Source organism: Sphingomonas sp. EU05-FHT14C10 (assembly GCF_058790595.1).
The window spans coordinates 21622-40232 of record NZ_JBYTEN010000019.1; the positions used below are offsets into that span (position 1 = coordinate 21622).

An 18611-nucleotide genomic window follows, 5' to 3' on the forward strand; every position below is an offset into this window, starting at 1 on the left:
CCGTCAGGCTTGCCGCAGGGTCGGCGGCGGCCCGAAATAGCTTTTGGGCAGGTCGCCGCGATGCGCGATGATCGTCTCGAGGACGATCGTCGGGTCGATCATCGCGATATTGAGCGTGTGGCGGCCGGGGGCGGCGATATCCGCCGTGAAGCGCATCACCCGCATGTCCGCGCGCGCGTTGACGCTGTGCTTCGCCCCCAGAAACTCCTGCGCCGTGCGGTCCTCGGGCGTGAACACAGACTGGATCTGGGGTGCGGCGTCATCCACCCACAGGGCGAGCGACAGCTTGTGCGCGGGATTGACCTGTAATGTCGGCGCGGTGACGAGGTCGAAGGTCCAGCGCCCCGCCTCGCCGACGAAGATCGGATATTCCAGCCTCGGCGACTGTCTGGCGTCGGCGAAGGAAGCGGTCGTGACGGGGAAGACCGACATCGCGTCATCCACCCGGCCATAATCGGGCACAGCCTCCCACCGCACGTCGCGCACGGCAATATTGCGGTCGAATCCGGTGGCGGGAATGGAGAAAGGCCCGGTCAGCGATCCCCATGCCCCCTTCGCGGCGCGTTCCTGCTCCGGCGACGCACGCAGCGCTATGACCCTGATCTTCACGCTGTCCCTGGCGTCTTTCACGACGATCGAGCCGGTCGAGCGCCCGGGCGGCAATTTCTCCCAGTCGATCTCCACGACGATGCGGCGATCCTGCGCGCCGCTGCTGAACGCCTTGCCTTCCTTGAGCATGATCCACGGATCGCTCGGCGCGATCTGCACGTCGATCGGGCGTTTGCCGCATGGGAAAATCTCGAACCAGCTCGCCCGTCGCGCCATGCTGTCGAGCACCTGAAGCTCGGGCGGCAGATAATAGCCCGGCCACGCCTTCGCATCCGCGTCGATCGCCACGCCGAATGCGGCTTCGTCGACCAGATCCAGCTCGCGCACGGCAGGCGCAATGTCCTGGGTCGGCGGATACCAGTCGAAATAGCCGATATAGGTCTGGTCCATCAGGTGGTTCCATTTGCCGCCTGACAAAGCGTGATAATCATCGCGCAGCTTGTGCGCCTCGGCGAACAGCCGGCGCGCCTCGGCTGCCTCCGCGTTGGTGCTGGCGCGGCCCTGCTCAGCGAAGCGCGCATTGCGCGCGGCGGCCAGATAGAGGTGCGTCAGATTGGCGCATGCCGCCACCGGATGCAGCACGAGCTGGTGGAATGCCGCACGCTGGTCCGGAGCGAGCTTCGCCTGAAGCGCATATGCGCGTTCGGAAAGGTCGCTCCACATGCGGGCGACGCGCTCCGCCTCGCGATAATGTTCAAGGCTGTAGGTGTCCGGCTGCAACTGCTCGGGTTTGCGCCAGCTGTTATATTTGGCGTAGCACGAGACGAGATCGGCGATTTCCTTCGCATGCGCCGCCCCGAATTCGCGCGCCGCCCAGGCGACCGTCCATTCGGCGATCCGCTCCTTGGCGACCGATTTCGGATCCCACGCCATTGCGATGAAGAACTCGATCGGCAGTTCGAGCGGCTTGAGATCGCCGACATTGGCGATCCAGATGCGGTCCGCGCCATATTCGAGCGCGAGGTTCATCTGCTCCCATATCTTGGGAAACGGCACGGTATTGATCCACTGGTAGCTGTAGGGGCCGCCGTGCATGTCCATGTGGTAATAGATGCCGACGCCGCCCTTGCGCGCGCGCTCCTTCGCGTTGGGCAGCCGGCGCAGATAGCCGACATTGTCGTCCGCGAACATCAGCGTCACGTCGTCGGGCAGTTTCAGCCCGCCATCATAATAGCTCTGCACTTCGGTGAAGAGCACCCAGACCTGCGGGGTTTCCTCGATCGGCCGGCCCGTCTCCTCGACCAGCATCCGGCGCTGGTTGGCCATGATCGTCTCGAGCAGTTCGATATCGGATTTCAGGCCGCCCGTGCCTTCCAGCGCCACGTCGCCGTCACCGCGCATGCCGATGGTGACCAGCAACTCGCGGTCCTTGCTGCGCTTGGCGCCTTCGCGGAAGAACTGGTCGATGGCGGCGCGGTTGGTCACATAATTCCAGTCGCCATTGCCGGGGCGGCGCGACGTCCATTCCTTGTGCGCGCGGTTCATCGGCTCGTGATGCGACGTGCCCATCACGATGCCATATTCGTCGGCCAGCGGCCCGTTGCGCGGATCGTCTTCGTTGAACGCATTGTTCCACATCGCCGGCCACAGATAATTGGCGCGCAGGCGGAGCAGCAGCTCGAAGACCTTGGTGTAGAAATCGGCGTTCATCCCGCCGAACTTCTCCGCCGTCCAGCCCGACAGGCAGGGCGCTTCGTTGTTGAGGAAGATGCCGCGATATTTGACCGCCGGCTCGCCCTGGACATAGCGGCCCCGTGCGATGCGGATCCGCGATCGCCGCACCACCGGCACGTCGGCCCACCAATACCAGGGCGAGACGCCGATCTGTCGGGACAGGTCATAGATGCCGTAGATCGCGCCGCGCTTGTCGCTGCCCGCGATCACCAGCGCTTCTTCCACGCCGGGCAGCGGATTGGCGACGGTCTGAAGGCTATAGGCTTCCCACTTGCCGCGGATCGGCCCCACCTCGATCTTGCCGGCCGCTGCCAGGCGATCGATGAGCGGGCTCTTGCCCAGCGTGCCGGCGATGATGATTTGCTTGCCCGCCGGCACGCCTGCCGGCAGCGCGGCGTCGGTTCCGGTCACCCGGCCGATATCGGCGGCCAGATCGCGCGCGGCGCGCAGCACGCCGGCATGATCGGCCGCATCGACGAAGATCGGCGCGACGGCACCGTCCCGCGCGAGATCGAACCCATTGCCTTTGCCGTCGAACAGCACCGCCGCATTGAGTGGGCTTGGCATCAATCCGGCGGCAAGGCTGGCGGACAACATGTCCCGACGCGAAAACATCATCATCTCACTCCGCATTTCACCGGAAGAAAAACGCCGCGTTGAAAGAAAGCGGCGCCGGAAACATGTCCGGCGCCGCCTTCAGATTCGCTGCAGAAACCACAAGCGACTTTTAGAAGGAGCCCCGCAGGCCGACCAGGAATTGCCGGCCGGGCTTGTAGGCGGTGAACGTCGCGTTCGAGAACTGGAAGTGCGAACGCAACGTCGCGTTGGTGAAGTTGGCGACATTGACCGTCAGCTGGGGCGCACCCTTGACGCCGAACAGCTTGTCGAGATCGAAGGCTGACGAGAAGTCGAACTGCTGATAGCTGTCGTTGAACAGCGCCGCCGCAGCGATGCCGTTCTGGTTGGTGCCGCTGCTCTGCGATCCCTTGCGGAAAGTGGTCGAGACGCGGAGCATGACGCCGTTCTTCTCGTAATAGCCGGTGACGTTGTACGTATATGGCGCAACGCCGTAAGCCTGCGCCGGGCCGTTGCTCGTCTGATCGACGATCGTGGCGTTGGCGTTGAAGCCGAAGCCTGTGACGCCGATATATTTGGTGACGAAGTCGAGCGGCTGGACCCACTGGAATTCTAGGCCGTTGATCTTCAGCCGGTTGGGAACGTTCACCTGCGACGTCACCTGAACCAGCGCCACGTTGGGGCCGCCGCGCAGGTTGATGGCGGTTTGCTGCGTCGGGTTCAGCGTGTCGTAGGTGATGCCATATTGCGCAAGCGCGGTGAACGGCACCGTGCTGACGAACTGGTTGGTGAAGCCTTCGATCGACTTGCGGAAGGCGTTGAAGCTGATCACGCCTTCGCGCCCGGTGTAATATTCGAAGCCGACGTCGATATTGTCCGAGAGATAGGGCTTCAGCGCGGGGTTGCCGATGCTCGCCTGGTCGGCCGACGGCGCACCGAAGGACACACCGGGCAGCTGCGCCGAAGGATCGGGGCGCGTCATCGTCTTGGAATAGGCCAGGCGGGCGACCGCATGGTCTCCGATATTATAGGCCAGGTTCGCCGTCGGCAGCCATTCGGTATAGTTGTTCTTGGTCGTCACCTCGCTCACAACGTTCGGATAGCGGCTGCCGTCCGGCAGGCTGCCCCCGCCCGCAGGCGTGTTGCGCGGATCGGGCAGCGACACGCGGCCGGCAATCGTCTGCTCCGTGTTGACGAAGCGCACGCCGACGCCGAAGCGCAGGTCGTTGCCGCCCAGATTCTGGACGCCGCTGATCAGCGCGAAGGCCGATTTCGCTTGCTCGCGGATATAGCCGCCGCTGGCGCCGGTGTTTGCGCCGCCCGATTCCGGCTCGTTCGCATGGAACTCGGCATAGTTGGTCGCCGCCGCGAACTTCTTGAAATCGACAGTGACGAAACCCGCCGGTCCGGGCAGGAGGTAGCCGGGCAACGCGCTGTTGGGGACGAGCGAGCCGCCATAGGTGACAGGCCCGGTCTGCCCAGCCGTATAGCCGGTGCCGTAGCCGGGGTAGCTCGGATAGCCCGGAGGCGCGGCTCCCGGCGCGTTCAGACCCTCGCAGGCCGGCTGCGTGTTGGGAGATGGTACGAAGACGCTCGGATTGTTTCCGCAACCGGCATTCTGCCACGCTTGGCTATTGTCGTAGCCGCGGATTCGCCGGGCGATATCGTCATAGGCGCCCCCGATCTTGATATTGAACGCCGTATCGCCCCAGGTCACGTCCCCGCGAATGCCCTTGGTCGTGTAGATGCGGCGTTCGTCGGCGATGCTCATGCGGTCCTGGGCGTACCAGCCAAAGCTCTTGGGATCGTTCAGGTCGAGGCCGCTCTTGATCGTCGGAATGCCGCCATTGTTGACGAATTCGACGGTGTTGCCGACGCCCAGCGGCGTCGTCGCGCCCACGGTCGGGCTCTCGCGGTGGAAGGTGCTGCGCTCGTAATTGCCGCGAATGCTCAGCTTCAGCTTGTCGGCGATCTGATATTCGGCGCCGGGATTGATGTTCCACAATCTCGTCGTCTCGATATAGGGCCGAAACTCGTCGAAGAACTGCACGTTGGCGAACGTCCCCGACGTTACCGTGCAGCCTGCGCTGCAATCGGATTTGTCGAACTTCATGTTCAGCGGGATGATCGATCCGTTGCGGACGATCCACGCCATATCCTCGCGGATCAGGTCGTTGTGCTTATAGCCGTAGAGGCCGTCGATATAGAATTGCAGCTCGTCTGTCGGCCGCCACTCGAGGCTGACGATCGCGTTGATGCGATCGCGCGATCCATATTCGGCCGAAGGGCGGCCGAGGCGCGGCAGCAGCCCGTTGTCGATCTGCTGGATGGTGGCGCCCGGATTGTGCGCGAGCAGGAAGGCCTGATCGATCACCGTGCCTGCGGTCAGGCCGGCTCCGGCCCCTACCGGCACCGTCGCCGGGATCGTCCAGTTGCCGCCGCCGGTCGAATTGCAGCCGGTGGTCGCGCCGCATTGTGCTGCCGACAGATTGGCGTTGGTGTAGCCGATCGTCTCGAAACCGCGCGTGTCGGTGAAGAAATGCTGGCCGGCTACGCCGGCGAGAATGCCGAACGTGTCGTTCCGCCAACTGCCGATCAGCGATCCGCGTTCGCCGATCTTGTCGGAGCGGCCCAGTTTCGATCCCTGGAAATTATAGGCGATATAGGATTTGGCCTGATCGAACGGACGGGCCGACCGGATGTCGATATTGCCCGCCGCGCCGCCTTCCAGCAGGTTCGCCGAATAGCTTTTGTTGACGGTCAGCTTGGTGAACAGATCGGTTGGGAAGAAGCTCAGGTCGACCGAACGGTCGGTGCCTTGCGCATCAGTCGCGCCCGAAGAGGCGACGGCGATGGGCGCGCCATTCAGCGTCACGTTGGTGAAGTTCGAGCCCAGGCCGCGAATGGCCACGTTGGTGCCTTCACCGGTGATGTCGCGCGTAATCGTGATGCCGGGAATGCGGTTGAACGATTCGGCGATGTTCGTGTCGGGGAACTTGCCGATTTCCTCGCTGAAGATCGAATCGCTGAAATTGGGCGATTCCCGCTTGGCAATGGTCGCGTTCTGGAGTGACGCGCGGTAGCCGGTGACGATGATGTCGCTGGGATCGCTCTCGCCGCCTGCCGCCGTCGATACGGAAGGCAGAGCGTTCTGCGCCAGCGCCGGCCAGGCCGTCGTAATCAGCAGAGCGGCGCCGATGAATGTGGCACGGCGCGCATGCGCCTTCGCCGTTGGGCAAATCATATCCTCTCCCTCCCTTTATGTCCTTGCGCGCGGCGCGAAAGGGCATGTCCAAAGCCGCGGTGACGACAATTTTGTCTGTCTGGTGCCGGGCAGGAGGCATGACTGCCGTATTTGGTCTTACCAGTCAAGTCTGACCAAATTGTCCAATTGTATTGGCCGCGATGAGTTGTTACGTATCGCGGTGATGACTCCGCCGAACAGCCGCCTCTACGAAAGGGTCGCCGCAAGCCTGGCGAGGAAGATTGCATCCGGCGAATATGCCATCGGCCAACGCCTTCCGTCCGAGCGCGACCTGGCCCAGGCCCACGAGGTTTCGAGGCCCACGATCCGCGAGGCGATCATCGCGCTGGAGATTGACGGCCTCGTCGAGGTGCGCATGGGGTCCGGCGTCTATGTGGTCGCGCCCAGCCCCAAGGGCGGCGTTCGCGGTGTGACCGACGTCGGCCCGTTCGAGGTTCTCGAGGCGCGCCGGGCGTTCGAGGCGGAGGCTTGCGCCTTGGCCGCCGCCCGCATCAGCGACGAACAGCTTGCGGCGCTGGAAGTGCTGCTCCAGGAGATTAATTCGGGAGAAGATCTGGAGGCGTCGGAGGATGCCGACCGGCGTTTCCACCTGAAGATCGCCGAATGCACGGGCAACAGCGTGATGAGCGATATCGTCGAGGCGCTTTGGGAAGCGCGCGAGCGGTCGCCGCAATATAAGCTCCTGACGCAGAAGGCGCATGAAGCGGGCATCGGCCCGAATGTGGACGAACATGCACAGATACTCGACGCCTTGCGGAGCCGCGATCCCGCAGCGTCGCGCAACGCCATGCGGATGCATCTCAGCCGCGTCCTCGAAACCCTCCTCGCGGCTACCGAGGTCCAGGAAATTGAGGAAGCCCGCGCGCGTGCGCGCGCCCAGCGCAAGAAATTCGCCGGCACGGTCTAGCTTGCGGGATGCGCGGGAATATTCCGATTCTTTTCATGATTTCGCGCGCATCCGGTGGCTGCCGCTGCCTTCATTTGCCACTCGCGCGATAAATTGGTAAGGCCAAATGAAACAGAAGAGGAGGGGATTGGCATGAACGCCTTCGCTCCGGAAAGGAGCCTCATGAGCGAGCTTGGAGATCTACGGATCTTGGCGGCCGATGTGATCGTCACATGTCCGGGTCGCAATTTCGTCACGCTCAGGATCGAGACCGCGAACGGCATCTACGGCCTCGGCGATGCGACGCTGAACGGCCGCGAGCTGGCCGTGGTCAGTTATCTTCGCGATCATGTCATTCCCTGCCTGATCGGGCGCGACGCACATCAGATCGAGGATATCTGGCAATATCTCTATCGCGGCGCCTATTGGCGCGGCGGCCCCGTCGGCATGTCGGCGATCGCCGCAGTCGACATGGCGCTGTGGGACATCAAGGGCAAGGCGGCCGGGATGCCGGTCTATCAGCTGCTCGGCGGGCGCTGCCGCACGGGCATCATGGTCTATGGCCACGCCAACGGCGCCACGATCGACGAGACGATCGCGGCCGCGAAGGAATATCAGGCGCTGGGCTATAAGGCGATCCGGCTTCAATCGGGCGTGCCCGGCCTGCCGTCGACCTATGGTGTTTCCAAGGACAAGATGTTCTACGAGCCCGCCGACGCGGCGCTGCCGACGGAGAATGTCTGGTCGACCGAAGCCTATATGCGATCGGTCCCCAAGCTGTTCGAGCGCGCGCGCGCGGAACTGGGCGACGATATCCATCTGCTCCACGACGTCCATCATCGCCTCACCCCGATCGAGGCTGGGCGGCTCGGCAAGGATCTCGAGCCCTACCGGCTCTTCTGGCTCGAGGATGCGGTCGTGGCCGAGAATCAGGAGAATTTCCGGCTCGTCCGCCAGCACACCACCACGCCGCTCGCGGTCGGGGAGATTTTCGCCTCGATCTGGGATTGCAAGGACCTCATCCAGAACCAGCTGATCGACTATATCCGCGCAACCGTCGTCCATGCCGGCGGCATCACGCATCTGCGCCGCATTGCGGCCTTCGCCGATATGTTCAACGTCCGTACCGGCTGCCACGGCGCAACCGATCTGTCGCCGGTGTCGATGGCGGCGGCGCTCAACTTCGGCATCTCGATCCCCAATTTCGGCATCCAGGAATATATGCGGCACACCGACGAGACCGATGCGGTCTTCCCGCACGACTATCGGTTCGAGGACGGCTATCTGCAGGTCAACGAAACGCCGGGTCTAGGGGTCGACATCGATCTGAAGCTGGCGGCCGAATTCCCTTACCGTCGCGCCTATCTGCCGGTGAACCGCTTGCAGGACGGCACGATGTTCAACTGGTGACGCCGAACGCGACGGGCGGGGCCGCGACCGCAGGCTCTGCCCGCTCGCTGCGTCAAAAGCCCGGTTCTACCGCGGCTCCGCCCCCGTCATGGTAAAGCTGTCGATATCCAGCCAGCCCGCGCCGGGCTTCCGATTATAGCAGGACAGCGCGATCTGCTCGCCCTGGAACGTCCCCGTCCGCCACGCGAAGGCGAGGGGGAAGTCGCCGCCCAGCGCCGTCCAGCGCCGCCCGTCGATGCTGTAGGACAGGCGTCCCTTGTCGCTGGTGAAATCGAGGTCCATGCCGATCCACAGCCGACCGCCCCTGATCGGCACGTGCGCGACGCGCAGGTCGGTCTTCGGCCCCTGCTCGGTGCTTTCGGTCACTGCCATAGCCAGATGCCGCCGCCCCCCGCCGTCGCCGCGCACCGCGATGCGCGCGCTATACTGGCCGAGCGTGCCGAAGCCGCAATCGTCGCCGGCGGCGATGTGCGAGATGTCGAGCTTCACTTCGGCGTGGCTGCGCGGTCCCTGGCCTTTCTGGGTCAGCGTGTTGCGCGCATGCCAGAAATCGCCCGCCTCGGTCGGGCGCAGGCGCAGCCAGCCCGGTCGTTCGGTCAGCGACCAGCGGCTGTCGTCGGGATTATGGTTCCACTGCCATTGCCGCCCGAGCGTGGGCGACGCGAAATCGTCGGAGGTCGGCGGCTCGACGAACGGAAAGCCGGCAATCGGCTTGCGGGCGCGCTCGGGCACGCGGCCCGGTGCATCGGGTGTGCCCCAGACGGGCCAGTCGTCCTGCCAGAAGACCGGGCTCATATTGGTCATGCGCCCGATCGATCCGGCGTCGACCATCACGAAGCCGAACCAGTCGCCATTCGGCATGTCGACCAGCGCGCCCTGGTGCCCGCCGCTCCTGTCGTCGATCTGATCGCGCGTCTCCCACGGGCCGAACAGGCTGCGCGCGCGCGATACGGTCAGGCCAAGGCGTGGCGGGATGGCGTTGAAGAGATAATACCAGCCGCCGCGCTTGATGATCTTCGATCCTTCGGCGCCCTTGATGTAATGGATCTTCCGCGCGTCCGTGACCGCGCTGTAATCGGCGTTGAGCGTCAGCAGCGTGATCGTGCCGTCGCCGTTATAGGCGGTGGCGATATAGCCCTTGCCGTCGTCGTCGATGAAGAAACCGGGGTCGAACGCCTCGCGGTCGAGCTGGTGATAGGCCCACGGCCCCTTCAGGTCGCGGGCGTAATAGATGCGCGTGTTCAGCCCCACCGGCGTCACGACGATGTAGAATATGCCGCCATGCTGGCGCAGGCTCGCGGCATAGAGCCCCTTGCGATAGGCGTCGCCGCCTTTCAGGTCATATTGGGGCATGCCGTCGATCCGCGGGACGACATGGCTGTAAATGTCCCAGTTCACCAGATCCTTCGAATGAAGGATGGTGATCCCCGGCGTGTTCACGAAGGTCGTTGAGGCGAAATAATAATCCTGCCCGACCCGGATGATGTCCGGGTCGGGATAGTCGGCGTAAAGCACCGGATTGCGGAAGCTGCCGTCGCCCTGGTCAGATCGCCAGACCTGTGCGGGTGCGCCCGCAGCGATAGCGGCCAGCGCAGCGGCGGAAGCGGCGCGGAGCAGTGCGCCTCCCAACCGGTCAGCGGCCATCCGCGAACACCAGATGCTGGCTGAAGAAGGGCATCACATAATTCTGGAAACGCACCGCGACCGCGCTGGTGTGCGTGCCGGCATAGATTTCGAACCCGTTCTTGATGCCGTAGCGGTCGAGCAGCTCGTGCAGCGTCTGCGTATCGACCTTCAGCCCGTCCTGATCGCCGACGTCCATCGAGATCGCGGCATAACGGCGCAGATTGCCGATATATTGGTCGGCGAAGGCGAGCGGCGCGTTGGCCGCCCATTTTGCCAGTATCTCGCGCTGCTGCGCGGCGTCGCCGTCGGGCAGGTCGAGATAGAAGGGGGGCTTGGTCGGGTTGGGCGACCAGGCGGCGGCGGCGGCGAGCTGGGCGTGGACGATCCAGGGCAGGCCGGCGGCGTCGGCGGCGGTCTTGACCGCGGCCAGCGCGGCGCGCGTCTTCTCGTCCATCGGCATCGCCTCGCGCGCCGACAGGCAGCACGGGCTCATCAGGTAAAGCGCGCCGAACATGTCGGCATGCTTCATGCCGATGCGCGTCGCGCCATAACCGCCCATCGAATGGCCGACGAGACCGCGGCTCTCGCGCTTCGCGATCGTGCGGTAATGCGAATCGATATAGGCGATCAGGTCGCGCGAAATGAACGTCTCGAGATCGCCCGTCGTTTCCGACCGCGAATACATCGATCCGTTATGCACCGTCTTGCTGTCGGGCAGGACGACGATCATTTCCTTCGCGCCCGTGGCGAAAGCGCCTTCGATCGTCTGCGGCACATGGATCTCGCCGGTCCATTGCTCTGCGCCGATCGAATAGCCGTGCAGCGCATAGACCACGGGATAGCGCTTTTTCGGGTTTTTGGCATAGCCGGGGGGCAGCATCACGAACACGTCGCGATCGGCCGAATTGCCTTCCAGATTGCCCTCGATCGACGGCGCGTGGACCTTGATATGCTCGACCGTGACCGGCTTCGCGCCTGCGACGGGTGGAGGCACCTCGGTCTTGACCTGCGCGCTCGCCGGGGCGGCGGCCAGCAGAAGCGCCGCCATCGCTGCGCCCATCACCCTGATCGATTTGTTCATGCTCATCGAATCTCCCCACCCGGATCGCGCCGGATATCCGCGCAGGATGGAGATCGAGGGCGAAGGACGCGCTCGTGCGTCGTTCGCCATCCTCTCCGCCATACGGTTTTCCCGCCGCTTTTGTTCGAGGCGATTTGTCAGTCTAAATATAATGCTGTCAACCTTTGTGATGAGCCAATGGCCAAGGAATCCGATCGCCGCCGCGCGGCATGTCGGGCCTGTTTGCAATGGATTTCAGCCGAAAATCGGCGCGCTTGCGATGAATCGCATTGGCCGACGTGAAAATGCGATGCTAGATTAGGTCGGAGTAATAACGAACAGGGGAGAGGTTGATGAGGGGGATTTTCGCCGGTGCCGTGGCGTTATCCGCGCTGGGGTTGGCCGTGAGTGCGGCTGCCGCGCAGGCGCAGGATGCGCCGCTGGCCGCGACGATCGATGCCGGGCAGCGCAGTGCCGCCGTCACCCGCTACCAGTTCGGCATGTTCATCGAACCGATCGGCGGCCTCGTCGCGCGGACACTGTGGGCCGAGATGCTCGATGATCGCAAATTCTACTATCCCATCGTCGTCGAGGCCAAGGACGTGCCGCCGCCGCCCAATCCGGAAGGGCGGCCAGGCGTCTCCTACCGCAAGTGGCGCCCGGTCGGTGGCGACGATGCGGTCGCGATGGACGCGCAGGACCCCTACGTCGGCAAGCAGAGCGCCAGCGTCGCGGTCGACGGAGGCTCGCCGCGCGGCTTCGCCCAGTCGGGTATCGGCATCGCCAAAGGCAAAAGCTATGACGGCTATCTCTATCTCAGCGGCGATCCCGGCGCGAAGGTGCAGGTCGCGCTGGTCTGGGGCGCGGGGCCGAACGATCGCCAGACGGTGACATTGCCTGCGCCGGGCGCAGCCTGGCAGCGCGCGCCGTTCGGCTTCAGTCCGCCCGTCGATTCGGCCGACGCGCGGATCGAGGTGACGGGCACGGGCAGCGGGCGGTTCCGCGTCGCCGCCATTTCGCTGATGCCCAGCGACAATATCAACGGCTGGCGCGCCGATACGACGGCGATCGCGCGCTCGCTCAACTCGGGTTTCTGGCGTTTGCCGGGCGGTAATTTCCTGTCCAACTGGGATTGGCACAGCGCGATCGGCCCGCGCGACAAGCGTCCGCCGATGTTCGATCATGCGTGGAGCGCGATGCAGCCCGACGACATCGGCATGGACGAGTGGATGGACCTGACGCGCATCGTCGGTGTCGAGCCTTATGTCACCGTCGATGCCGGGCTGGGCGACGCCAATTCGGCGGCCGAGGAAGTCGAATATCTCAACGGACCGGCGACGAGCGAATGGGGCGCGAAGCGCGCCGCCAACGGTCACCCCGCGCCTTATGGCGTCAAATATTGGAACATCGGCAACGAACCTTATGGCTGGTGGCAGATCGGCCGGACCACGCTCGATTATTTCATGATCAAGCATAATCGCTTCGCCGAAGCGATGCGCGCCAGGGATCCCTCGATCATCCTCATCGGATCGGGCGCGATGCCCGATCAGCTCAAGCCGCGCGACCTCAAGGAAAATCCTTCGCTCGAAAGCATCCAGCACAAGTTCGGCACCGACGAGGACTGGACGGGCGGGCTGTTCGCCAAGGCCTGGGGCAATTTCGACGGGGTGAGCGAGCATTGGTACGACGCGGCCGAGAAGCGCCCCGATGCGCCTGCCGACGCCGAACTGATCGAATATGCGCGTTCGCCTTCCAACCAGATCCGCATGAAGGCCGATGAGTGGGCGATCTACGAAAAGCGCTTCCCGGCGATCAAGGACAGGAAGATCTTCCTGTCGATCGACGAATATGCCTATTTCGGCGGCGCGAACCTCAAATCGGCGCTCGCCTATTCGCTGGTCATGCAGGAAATGCTGCGCCACACCAATTTCCTGACGATGAGCGCCTTCACCACCGGCGCCTCGACGATGGACATCACGGCGACCGCGTCGGTGCTCAACACGACCGGGCTGGTGTTCAAGCTCTACGGCGAGCATTTCGGCGCGGGCACGGTGCCGGTCGCGGTTTCCGGCAACGCGCCGCAGCCCGCGCCGCGCTACCCCGTCGGCTACGATCATCCGCAGGTCCGTGCGGGCAGCCCGACCTATCCGCTCGATATCATCGCGGGCATCAGCCCCGACGGCAAAATGCTGCGCATCGGCATCGTCAACGCGACCTACAAGCCGCAGCATGTCGCGCTTGATATCGCCGGGGTGAAGACGGCAGGGGGCGGTCGGCAATGGCTGCTCACCGGCAAGACCGTCGAGGCCGCGAACAAGGTCGGCGCCCCCGCCGGAGTCACCATCGGCGAGAAGAAAGTGCCGGCGCTCGGACGCGGGCTGACCGTGCCCGCCATCTCGACCTCGATCTTCGAGTTCCCGATCGCCGGCGCGCGCTGAGCAGCCGGCCCAAGGTTGCGGATGCTGCGCCCGGCGATCCTATTCGCCGCGCAGCATCCGCATTACCGCCGCCCTGATCCGCCCATAATTGCCGCTGCCCAGCGGCCCCAATATGCCGTGCTTCTCTGCGGGCAGGTGCGCGAGCGGATGGCCGTTCGGCCGGAAGACATAATGATCGAAGAAGGCGCGCCACGCCGCGCGCTCGGGGGCGGGGCGCTCGGCGATCGCGATCATCGCCAGCATCATCGCGGCATAGGGGGTATCGGCGCCCGACTGGAAGGCGTCCCACCAATAGTTGACCAGGATGTTGGCCGGCCCCGTCGCCTCGACCTGATGCCACCAGAGCTTGGGCAGATAGAGCGCGTCGCCGGCTTCCAGGTCGACGGTCACCGCCCGCCCGCGCGCTGCTTCGAAGCGCGGATAGCGCAGGTCGCCGGGTTCGCTGCCGACCGCCAGCCCGACCGGCTGGCCCGCCATCGTATGGTCGATCGGCCCGACATAGAGATCGCCGATCGCGTCGGGCGGGAACAGCGTAAAGCGCCGCCGCCCCGCCGCGACGCAGGCGAGATTTTCGAAGCTGTCATAATGGCAGGCGATCACCGATGCGTTGCCGATCCAGATGCGCGGCTGCACTTTCGCGATCAGCGGCGGCGGCGCATTTTCCGCATCGAGCCCCGGGAAATAATCCTCGACGGGCAGCGAGCCCATATAGGTGGTCGCCCCGCCCGGGGCCTCGGCCGCCGCGCTTACGCGCGCGAGCATTGGCGCGATTCCCATCGTCTCGCGCTCGAAGTTGAAGCCGTCCGGCCCCGCGCCATAATGATAGCGCCCTGCCAGCGCCGCCGCGCCGGTGAAGGCCTGCGCCGTCCGCCCGCTGTCGAAGCGCAGCAGATAGGCGCAGGCCGCCTCCCATGATTGCGCCGCCGCGCGGCTGAGCGGCCAGTCCGCGCAGAAACCGCGCAGCACCAGCGGCTCGCCGCGCTCGATTGCCTCGCGCGTGAAGGCGGAGGGCGCGATTTCGGCGGGCGTCATCGTGGCGGCCGCCTCAGGCCGCCTCGGCGAGCCGCTGGTTGCGGCGCGCGGCGAGGATCGGGATCTGCCGGAGCGATGCGGCCATGATATAGGCGAGCTGCAGGTGGCCGTCGCGGAAAAGCCGCAGCGCGGCGGCATCGTCCAGATCGCCCAGCGCGTCGAGGCTGACGGTGTAGAGGCCGTCGAGCTGGATCGTCTCGCCGTCGTCAAAGCGCAGCGAGATGTCGATCGGCTCGACGAGTTTGAGCGCGAGCAGCGCGGCGATGAAGGCGTCGGTCTTGTCGATGCCGTGCACCAGCCGGGTCAGGACGCGCTGGATGAAGCGGAGCCGCTCGCCCGGCTGCCCGTCCTCGTCGAACAGCGGGTCGCCCTCGCTTTCGTTGATCCGGGGATTGTCGCGGTCGATGGCGATCGCGTCGCCCGAGATGAAGAAGCCCTGGCGCTCGACGTCGAGCGGCCGATAGGGCGCATAGCTGCTCGAAGCGTCGGCCAGCAGGATTTCGCCGTCCCTGAAGCCGAGCATCGCGCCCGCATAGAATTTGCCCGTTTCCGGATTCTTGCTCATCAGGATGGGGCAGGCCGCCGCGGCCGCCGCGAATTCATCCGCCACGATCTGGACGAAGATGCGACCGTCCTCGATCTGCTTCCGGCAGCGCAGCTGCCGGTGAGTCGCCGCATCAAGCACTTCTAGTGTCGGCATTTATCTCTCTCCATGGATCGCGCCGGTCGTTGATAGGGCCGATCGCGGGCTTCGTGAATGCGTGTTCCGATGCAATTATGCCACATCTCGCGTCCGGCGGAATAACGCAGACAAAATCGTCTTGATAGCGCTACCGAAACCGTCTAGTTTTCGCGAACACTAATAAAAAAGATGTCTGGGGAGGTAGCTTTGGCGCAGGTTCCGCACGCGGAGCCGCCCCTTCCAGATATCGCAGAAATTCGGTGGACCCGTCTTGGCCCAGGCCATTTCGCCGGTTCAGCGAGGATAGACAGGAAGGAGGGGGTATGAATATTTCGTATGATCGGAATGCAAACGAGGCTGGTCAGCGCACTGACGCGGCCTTGAAGGGGTTGCTGGCGGGAGCCACGAGTCTTTTCGCGCTTGCGGTGGCGACGCCCGCCGTGGCGCAGCAGGCGCCTGCGCTCGTCACGGGATCGGCGATTGTCGCGCCTCAGGATAGTGGCTCGTCCGCGGGTGGTAGCGTTACCAGCGAGGGTTCGGGCGAGGCCGACATCATCGTCACCGGCATCCGTGGTTCGCTGCAGCGCAACCTTGATCTGAAGCGCGATGCAGCGGGCGTGATGGATGTCATCTCGTCCGAAGACATCGGCAAGTTCCCTGATTCCAACGTCGCCGCCTCGCTGCAGCGCCTGCCGGGCGTTTCGATCCAGCGTTCGGGCGCGCGCGGCGAGCCGACCGGCGTCACGATCCGCGGCTTCAGCGGCGATTTCAACGAAACGCTGTATGACGGCCGCCGCATCTCGACGGCGACGGGCGGCCGCTCGGTCGATTTCTCGACCGTCGGTTCCGATTTCCTCGGCAGCCTCAGCGTGCTCAAGACGCCGGACGTCTCGGTGTCGAGCGCCTCGATCGGCGCGACGATCAACGTCTCCTTCCCCAAGCCGTTCGATCATCCGGGGCTCAAGATGGCGCTCACCGCGTCGGGTTCGATCCAGGACGGCGCGGGCAAGGTCGTGCCGACCGTCGGCGCGCTGTTCAGCGATACCTTCGCCGACGACACGTTCGGCGTTCTCGCCGACGTCGTCTATACGCGCCACGACACGCAGACCAACCGTGTCTATGTGAGCGGCTGGCCGGGCGGCAGATATGCGCCGTGCCAGCTGGCCGGCAGCACTGCGGCCACCTGCGCCCCGACCACGGACATCACGGCGCCTGCATCGCAGCAGAAGACCGTCGTCGGCTGGTTCGAGCAGCAATATGGCGCGACCCAGATCTACACCAAGGACGAGCGCATCGACGCGCGCATCGCGTTGCAATGGCATCCGTCCGAGTCGGTCATGGTGACGCTCGACAATAATTATTCGCGTCAGAAGGTCCGTTCGGACAATTTCGGCTTCGGCATCTGGTTCAACCAGGACGGCCTGCGCAACGTCCAGCTCGACAAGAATGGCACGACGGTCGATTTCACCCAGGCGGGGTCGCAGACCGACTTCACTGCGGGCCGTGACGGCACGGTCTATCAGACCAACCAGACGGGCCTGAACCTCAAGTGGGACGTCACGTCCAACCTGACGATCGAGGCCGACGGCAGCTATGCGAAGAGCTGGCTCAATCCGAACGGCGAACTGACCAGCGACAATGCCGACGTCGGCTACGGCTTCGGTATCGGTCCGTCGCTGGGCATCAGCATCGGTGGCAACAGCAGCAGCAACATCCCGGTGCTGCATAATTACGGCCCGAACGGCGATGCGTCGCGCTGGGCCGATCTGTCGCTGCTCGGCTCGCACGTCACGGTGCGTCAGGCCCAGAAGAATACCGACACGGTGAAGCAGTTCCGCCTCGGCGCGACCTGGAAGCAGGATGATTTCCAGATCAAGGTCGGCGGCAGCTATCTGGAAGACAATTACAAGTTCCAGCAGAGCAACACCTTCACCAACAACTTCTGGCAGGCCTATGCCGGCTATGGCCCGGCCTCGGGCGGCACGACGGGCGTCGCCCTGCCTGCGACGCTCTTCCAGGGCACAGTCAGCACCAAGGGCTTCATTCCGGGCTACAAGGGCGCTCTCCCGCCTGTGCTGATCCGCTTCACGCCGCAGGAGTATCAGGCGTATCTGTCCAGCCTCGGCAATCCGCAGACGAAGAACATCCCGGGCTTCAACTACGGCGCCTCGGGTGTCGGCACCAACTTCACCGGCGCGTTCGATCTGGCCCTCGATCCGGGCAGCATCCAGAACATCTCGGAGAAGACCTGGGCGCTTTATGTCCGCGCGAACTTCGACACCGAAATCGCGAACATGCCGTTCCACTTCAACGCGGGCGTGCGTGAAGAAGTGTCGCGCATCACCTCGGGCGGCGTCGGCCAGGTTGCGACGGGCATCTTGCCCAGCACGGGCGATCCGACGCTGCTGACCGTGGTGTTCGATCCCAATCTCCAGCCGATCGTCACCAAGAGCAGCTATTCCTACCTGCTGCCCAGCCTGGACATGAAGCTGGAGCTGACCGACAAGCTGCACTGGCGTTTCGACGCGTCGCGCACCTTGACGCGGCCGGCGCTCAACTATCTGACTCCGGTGCTCAATGTCGGCAGCGGCCAGCGCGTTGGCGCGCTGACGGCGACCGGCGGCAGCCCGCTGCTCAAGCCCTATCTTTCGGACAATTTCGACACCGCGCTGGAATGGTATTACCGGCCGAATTCCTATGCCTCGGTCAATCTGTTCCTGAAGCATGTGTCGAACTTCGTCGTGCAGGGCACCACGCGTCAGTCCATCAACGGTCTGGTCGATCCGACGACGGGGCAGCTCGCCCAGTTCGCCGTGTCGCAGCGCGTGAACGGGCCTAACGCGACCGTGAAGGGCATCGAGCTGGCGTTGCAGCACGTGTTCGGCGACACCGGCTTCGGCTTCAACGCCAACGCCACCTTCGTCGAAACCAACAAGCCCTATGATCCGAACGATATCTCGCTCAGCGGGTTCGCGGTGACGGGTCTTGCCAATTCGGCGAACTTCGTCGGCTTCTACGACAAGAACGGCATCCAGGCGCGCGTCGCGGTCAACTGGCGCGACAAGTATCTGCTGCAGTTCGGGCAGAACCAGAATACCGGTTCGTTCGGTTCGGAGCCGACCTTCGTCAACTCGAGCGTCCAGGTCGATTTCAGCGCGAGCTACCAGCTCACGAAGCAGGTCAACGTCTTCTTCGATGCGCTCAACCTGAACAACGCCGTTTACAGCACGACGGGCCGCTACTCGAACCAGTTGCTCGACGTCTTTGCCTACGGACGCCGCTTCACCGTCGGTGCGCGGTTCCGCTACTAAACTCTCCGATGGCGGGGATGTCGGCCTTTGGTTGACATCCCC

10 protein-coding genes are annotated in these 18611 nt (G+C 64.3%); 4 read left to right on the forward strand and 6 right to left on the reverse strand.

All coding sequences use genetic code 11. The features are described from left to right. Positions 1-3: 3 nt before the first annotated feature. Complete coding sequence (locus AC3WT0_RS15835; protein ID WP_492754412.1) at positions 4-2901, reverse strand: glycosyl hydrolase 115 family protein; 2898 nt, start codon at positions 2899-2901, stop codon at positions 4-6. 109 nt (positions 2902-3010) lie between these two features. Continuing rightward, on the reverse strand, positions 3011-6103 hold the full coding sequence (locus tag AC3WT0_RS15840; protein ID WP_492754413.1) for a TonB-dependent receptor: 3093 nt from the start codon (positions 6101-6103) through the stop codon (positions 3011-3013). On the opposite strand from AC3WT0_RS15840, the gene AC3WT0_RS15845 reads away from it, so the two are divergent. Then, complete coding sequence (locus AC3WT0_RS15845) at positions 6057-7031, forward strand: FadR/GntR family transcriptional regulator (protein ID WP_492754414.1); 975 nt, start codon at positions 6057-6059, stop codon at positions 7029-7031. The two genes, AC3WT0_RS15840 and AC3WT0_RS15845, sit on opposite strands and share 47 nt — an antisense overlap. Positions 7032-7193: 162 nt before the next feature. Beyond that, positions 7194-8420 carry a D-mannonate dehydratase ManD gene (manD, locus tag AC3WT0_RS15850; protein ID WP_492754415.1) on the forward strand — a complete coding sequence of 409 codons (1227 nt, stop codon included), beginning with the start codon at positions 7194-7196 and terminating at the stop codon, positions 8418-8420. Positions 8421-8486: 66 nt separating this feature from the next. On the opposite strand, the gene AC3WT0_RS15855 is transcribed toward manD, so the two are convergent. Beyond that, positions 8487-10064: a glycoside hydrolase family 43 protein gene (locus AC3WT0_RS15855; protein WP_492754416.1), complete on the reverse strand. Its 1578-nt coding sequence runs from the start codon at positions 10062-10064 to the stop codon at positions 8487-8489. Continuing rightward, entirely contained in the window at positions 10054-11127 is a 1074-nt protein-coding gene (locus AC3WT0_RS15860) for an alpha/beta hydrolase (RefSeq protein WP_492754449.1), read from the reverse strand. The genes AC3WT0_RS15855 and AC3WT0_RS15860 overlap by 11 nt, the downstream gene beginning before the upstream one ends. A gap of 332 nt (positions 11128-11459) precedes the next feature. Between AC3WT0_RS15860 and AC3WT0_RS15865 the strand changes: the two genes are divergently transcribed. After that, positions 11460-13544: an alpha-L-arabinofuranosidase family protein gene (locus AC3WT0_RS15865; RefSeq protein ID WP_492754417.1), complete on the forward strand. Its 2085-nt coding sequence runs from the start codon at positions 11460-11462 to the stop codon at positions 13542-13544. A 39-nt stretch (positions 13545-13583) separates the two neighbouring features. Here AC3WT0_RS15865 and AC3WT0_RS15870 read toward each other — a convergent pair whose 3' ends face one another. Both AC3WT0_RS15870 and AC3WT0_RS15875 read right to left on the reverse strand, forming a co-directional pair. After that, positions 13584-14576: a cupin-like domain-containing protein gene (locus tag AC3WT0_RS15870; protein ID WP_492754418.1), complete on the reverse strand. Its 993-nt coding sequence runs from the start codon at positions 14574-14576 to the stop codon at positions 13584-13586. 13 nt (positions 14577-14589) lie between these two features. Continuing rightward, positions 14590-15276, reverse strand: a complete 687-nt coding sequence (locus AC3WT0_RS15875) for a SapC family protein (protein WP_492754419.1) — start codon at positions 15274-15276, stop codon at positions 14590-14592. Positions 15277-15581: 305 nt separating this feature from the next. On the opposite strand from AC3WT0_RS15875, the gene AC3WT0_RS15880 reads away from it, so the two are divergent. Next, on the forward strand, positions 15582-18569 hold the full coding sequence (locus AC3WT0_RS15880) for a TonB-dependent receptor (RefSeq protein WP_492754420.1): 2988 nt from the start codon (positions 15582-15584) through the stop codon (positions 18567-18569). The last annotated feature ends 42 nt before the right edge of the window (positions 18570-18611 follow it).

Bases quoted from the DNA above. Each gene is read 5' to 3' on its own strand.
- AC3WT0_RS15835 (WP_492754412.1), bottom strand. From the start codon at position 2,901: ATGATGTTTTCGCGTCGGGACATGTTGTCCGCCAGCCTTGCCGCCGGA.
- AC3WT0_RS15845 (WP_492754414.1), top strand. From the start codon at position 6,057: ATGAATGTGGCACGGCGCGCATGCGCCTTCGCCGTTGGGCAAATCATA.
- AC3WT0_RS15840 (WP_492754413.1), bottom strand. From the start codon at position 6,103: ATGATTTGCCCAACGGCGAAGGCGCATGCGCGCCGTGCCACATTCATC.
- manD (WP_492754415.1), top strand. From the start codon at position 7,194: ATGAGCGAGCTTGGAGATCTACGGATCTTGGCGGCCGATGTGATCGTC.
- AC3WT0_RS15855 (WP_492754416.1), bottom strand. From the start codon at position 10,064: ATGGCCGCTGACCGGTTGGGAGGCGCACTGCTCCGCGCCGCTTCCGCC.
- AC3WT0_RS15860 (WP_492754449.1), bottom strand. From the start codon at position 11,127: ATGAACAAATCGATCAGGGTGATGGGCGCAGCGATGGCGGCGCTTCTG.
- AC3WT0_RS15865 (WP_492754417.1), top strand. From the start codon at position 11,460: ATGAGGGGGATTTTCGCCGGTGCCGTGGCGTTATCCGCGCTGGGGTTG.
- AC3WT0_RS15870 (WP_492754418.1), bottom strand. From the start codon at position 14,576: ATGACGCCCGCCGAAATCGCGCCCTCCGCCTTCACGCGCGAGGCAATC.
- AC3WT0_RS15875 (WP_492754419.1), bottom strand. From the start codon at position 15,276: ATGCCGACACTAGAAGTGCTTGATGCGGCGACTCACCGGCAGCTGCGC.
- AC3WT0_RS15880 (WP_492754420.1), top strand. From the start codon at position 15,582: ATGAATATTTCGTATGATCGGAATGCAAACGAGGCTGGTCAGCGCACT.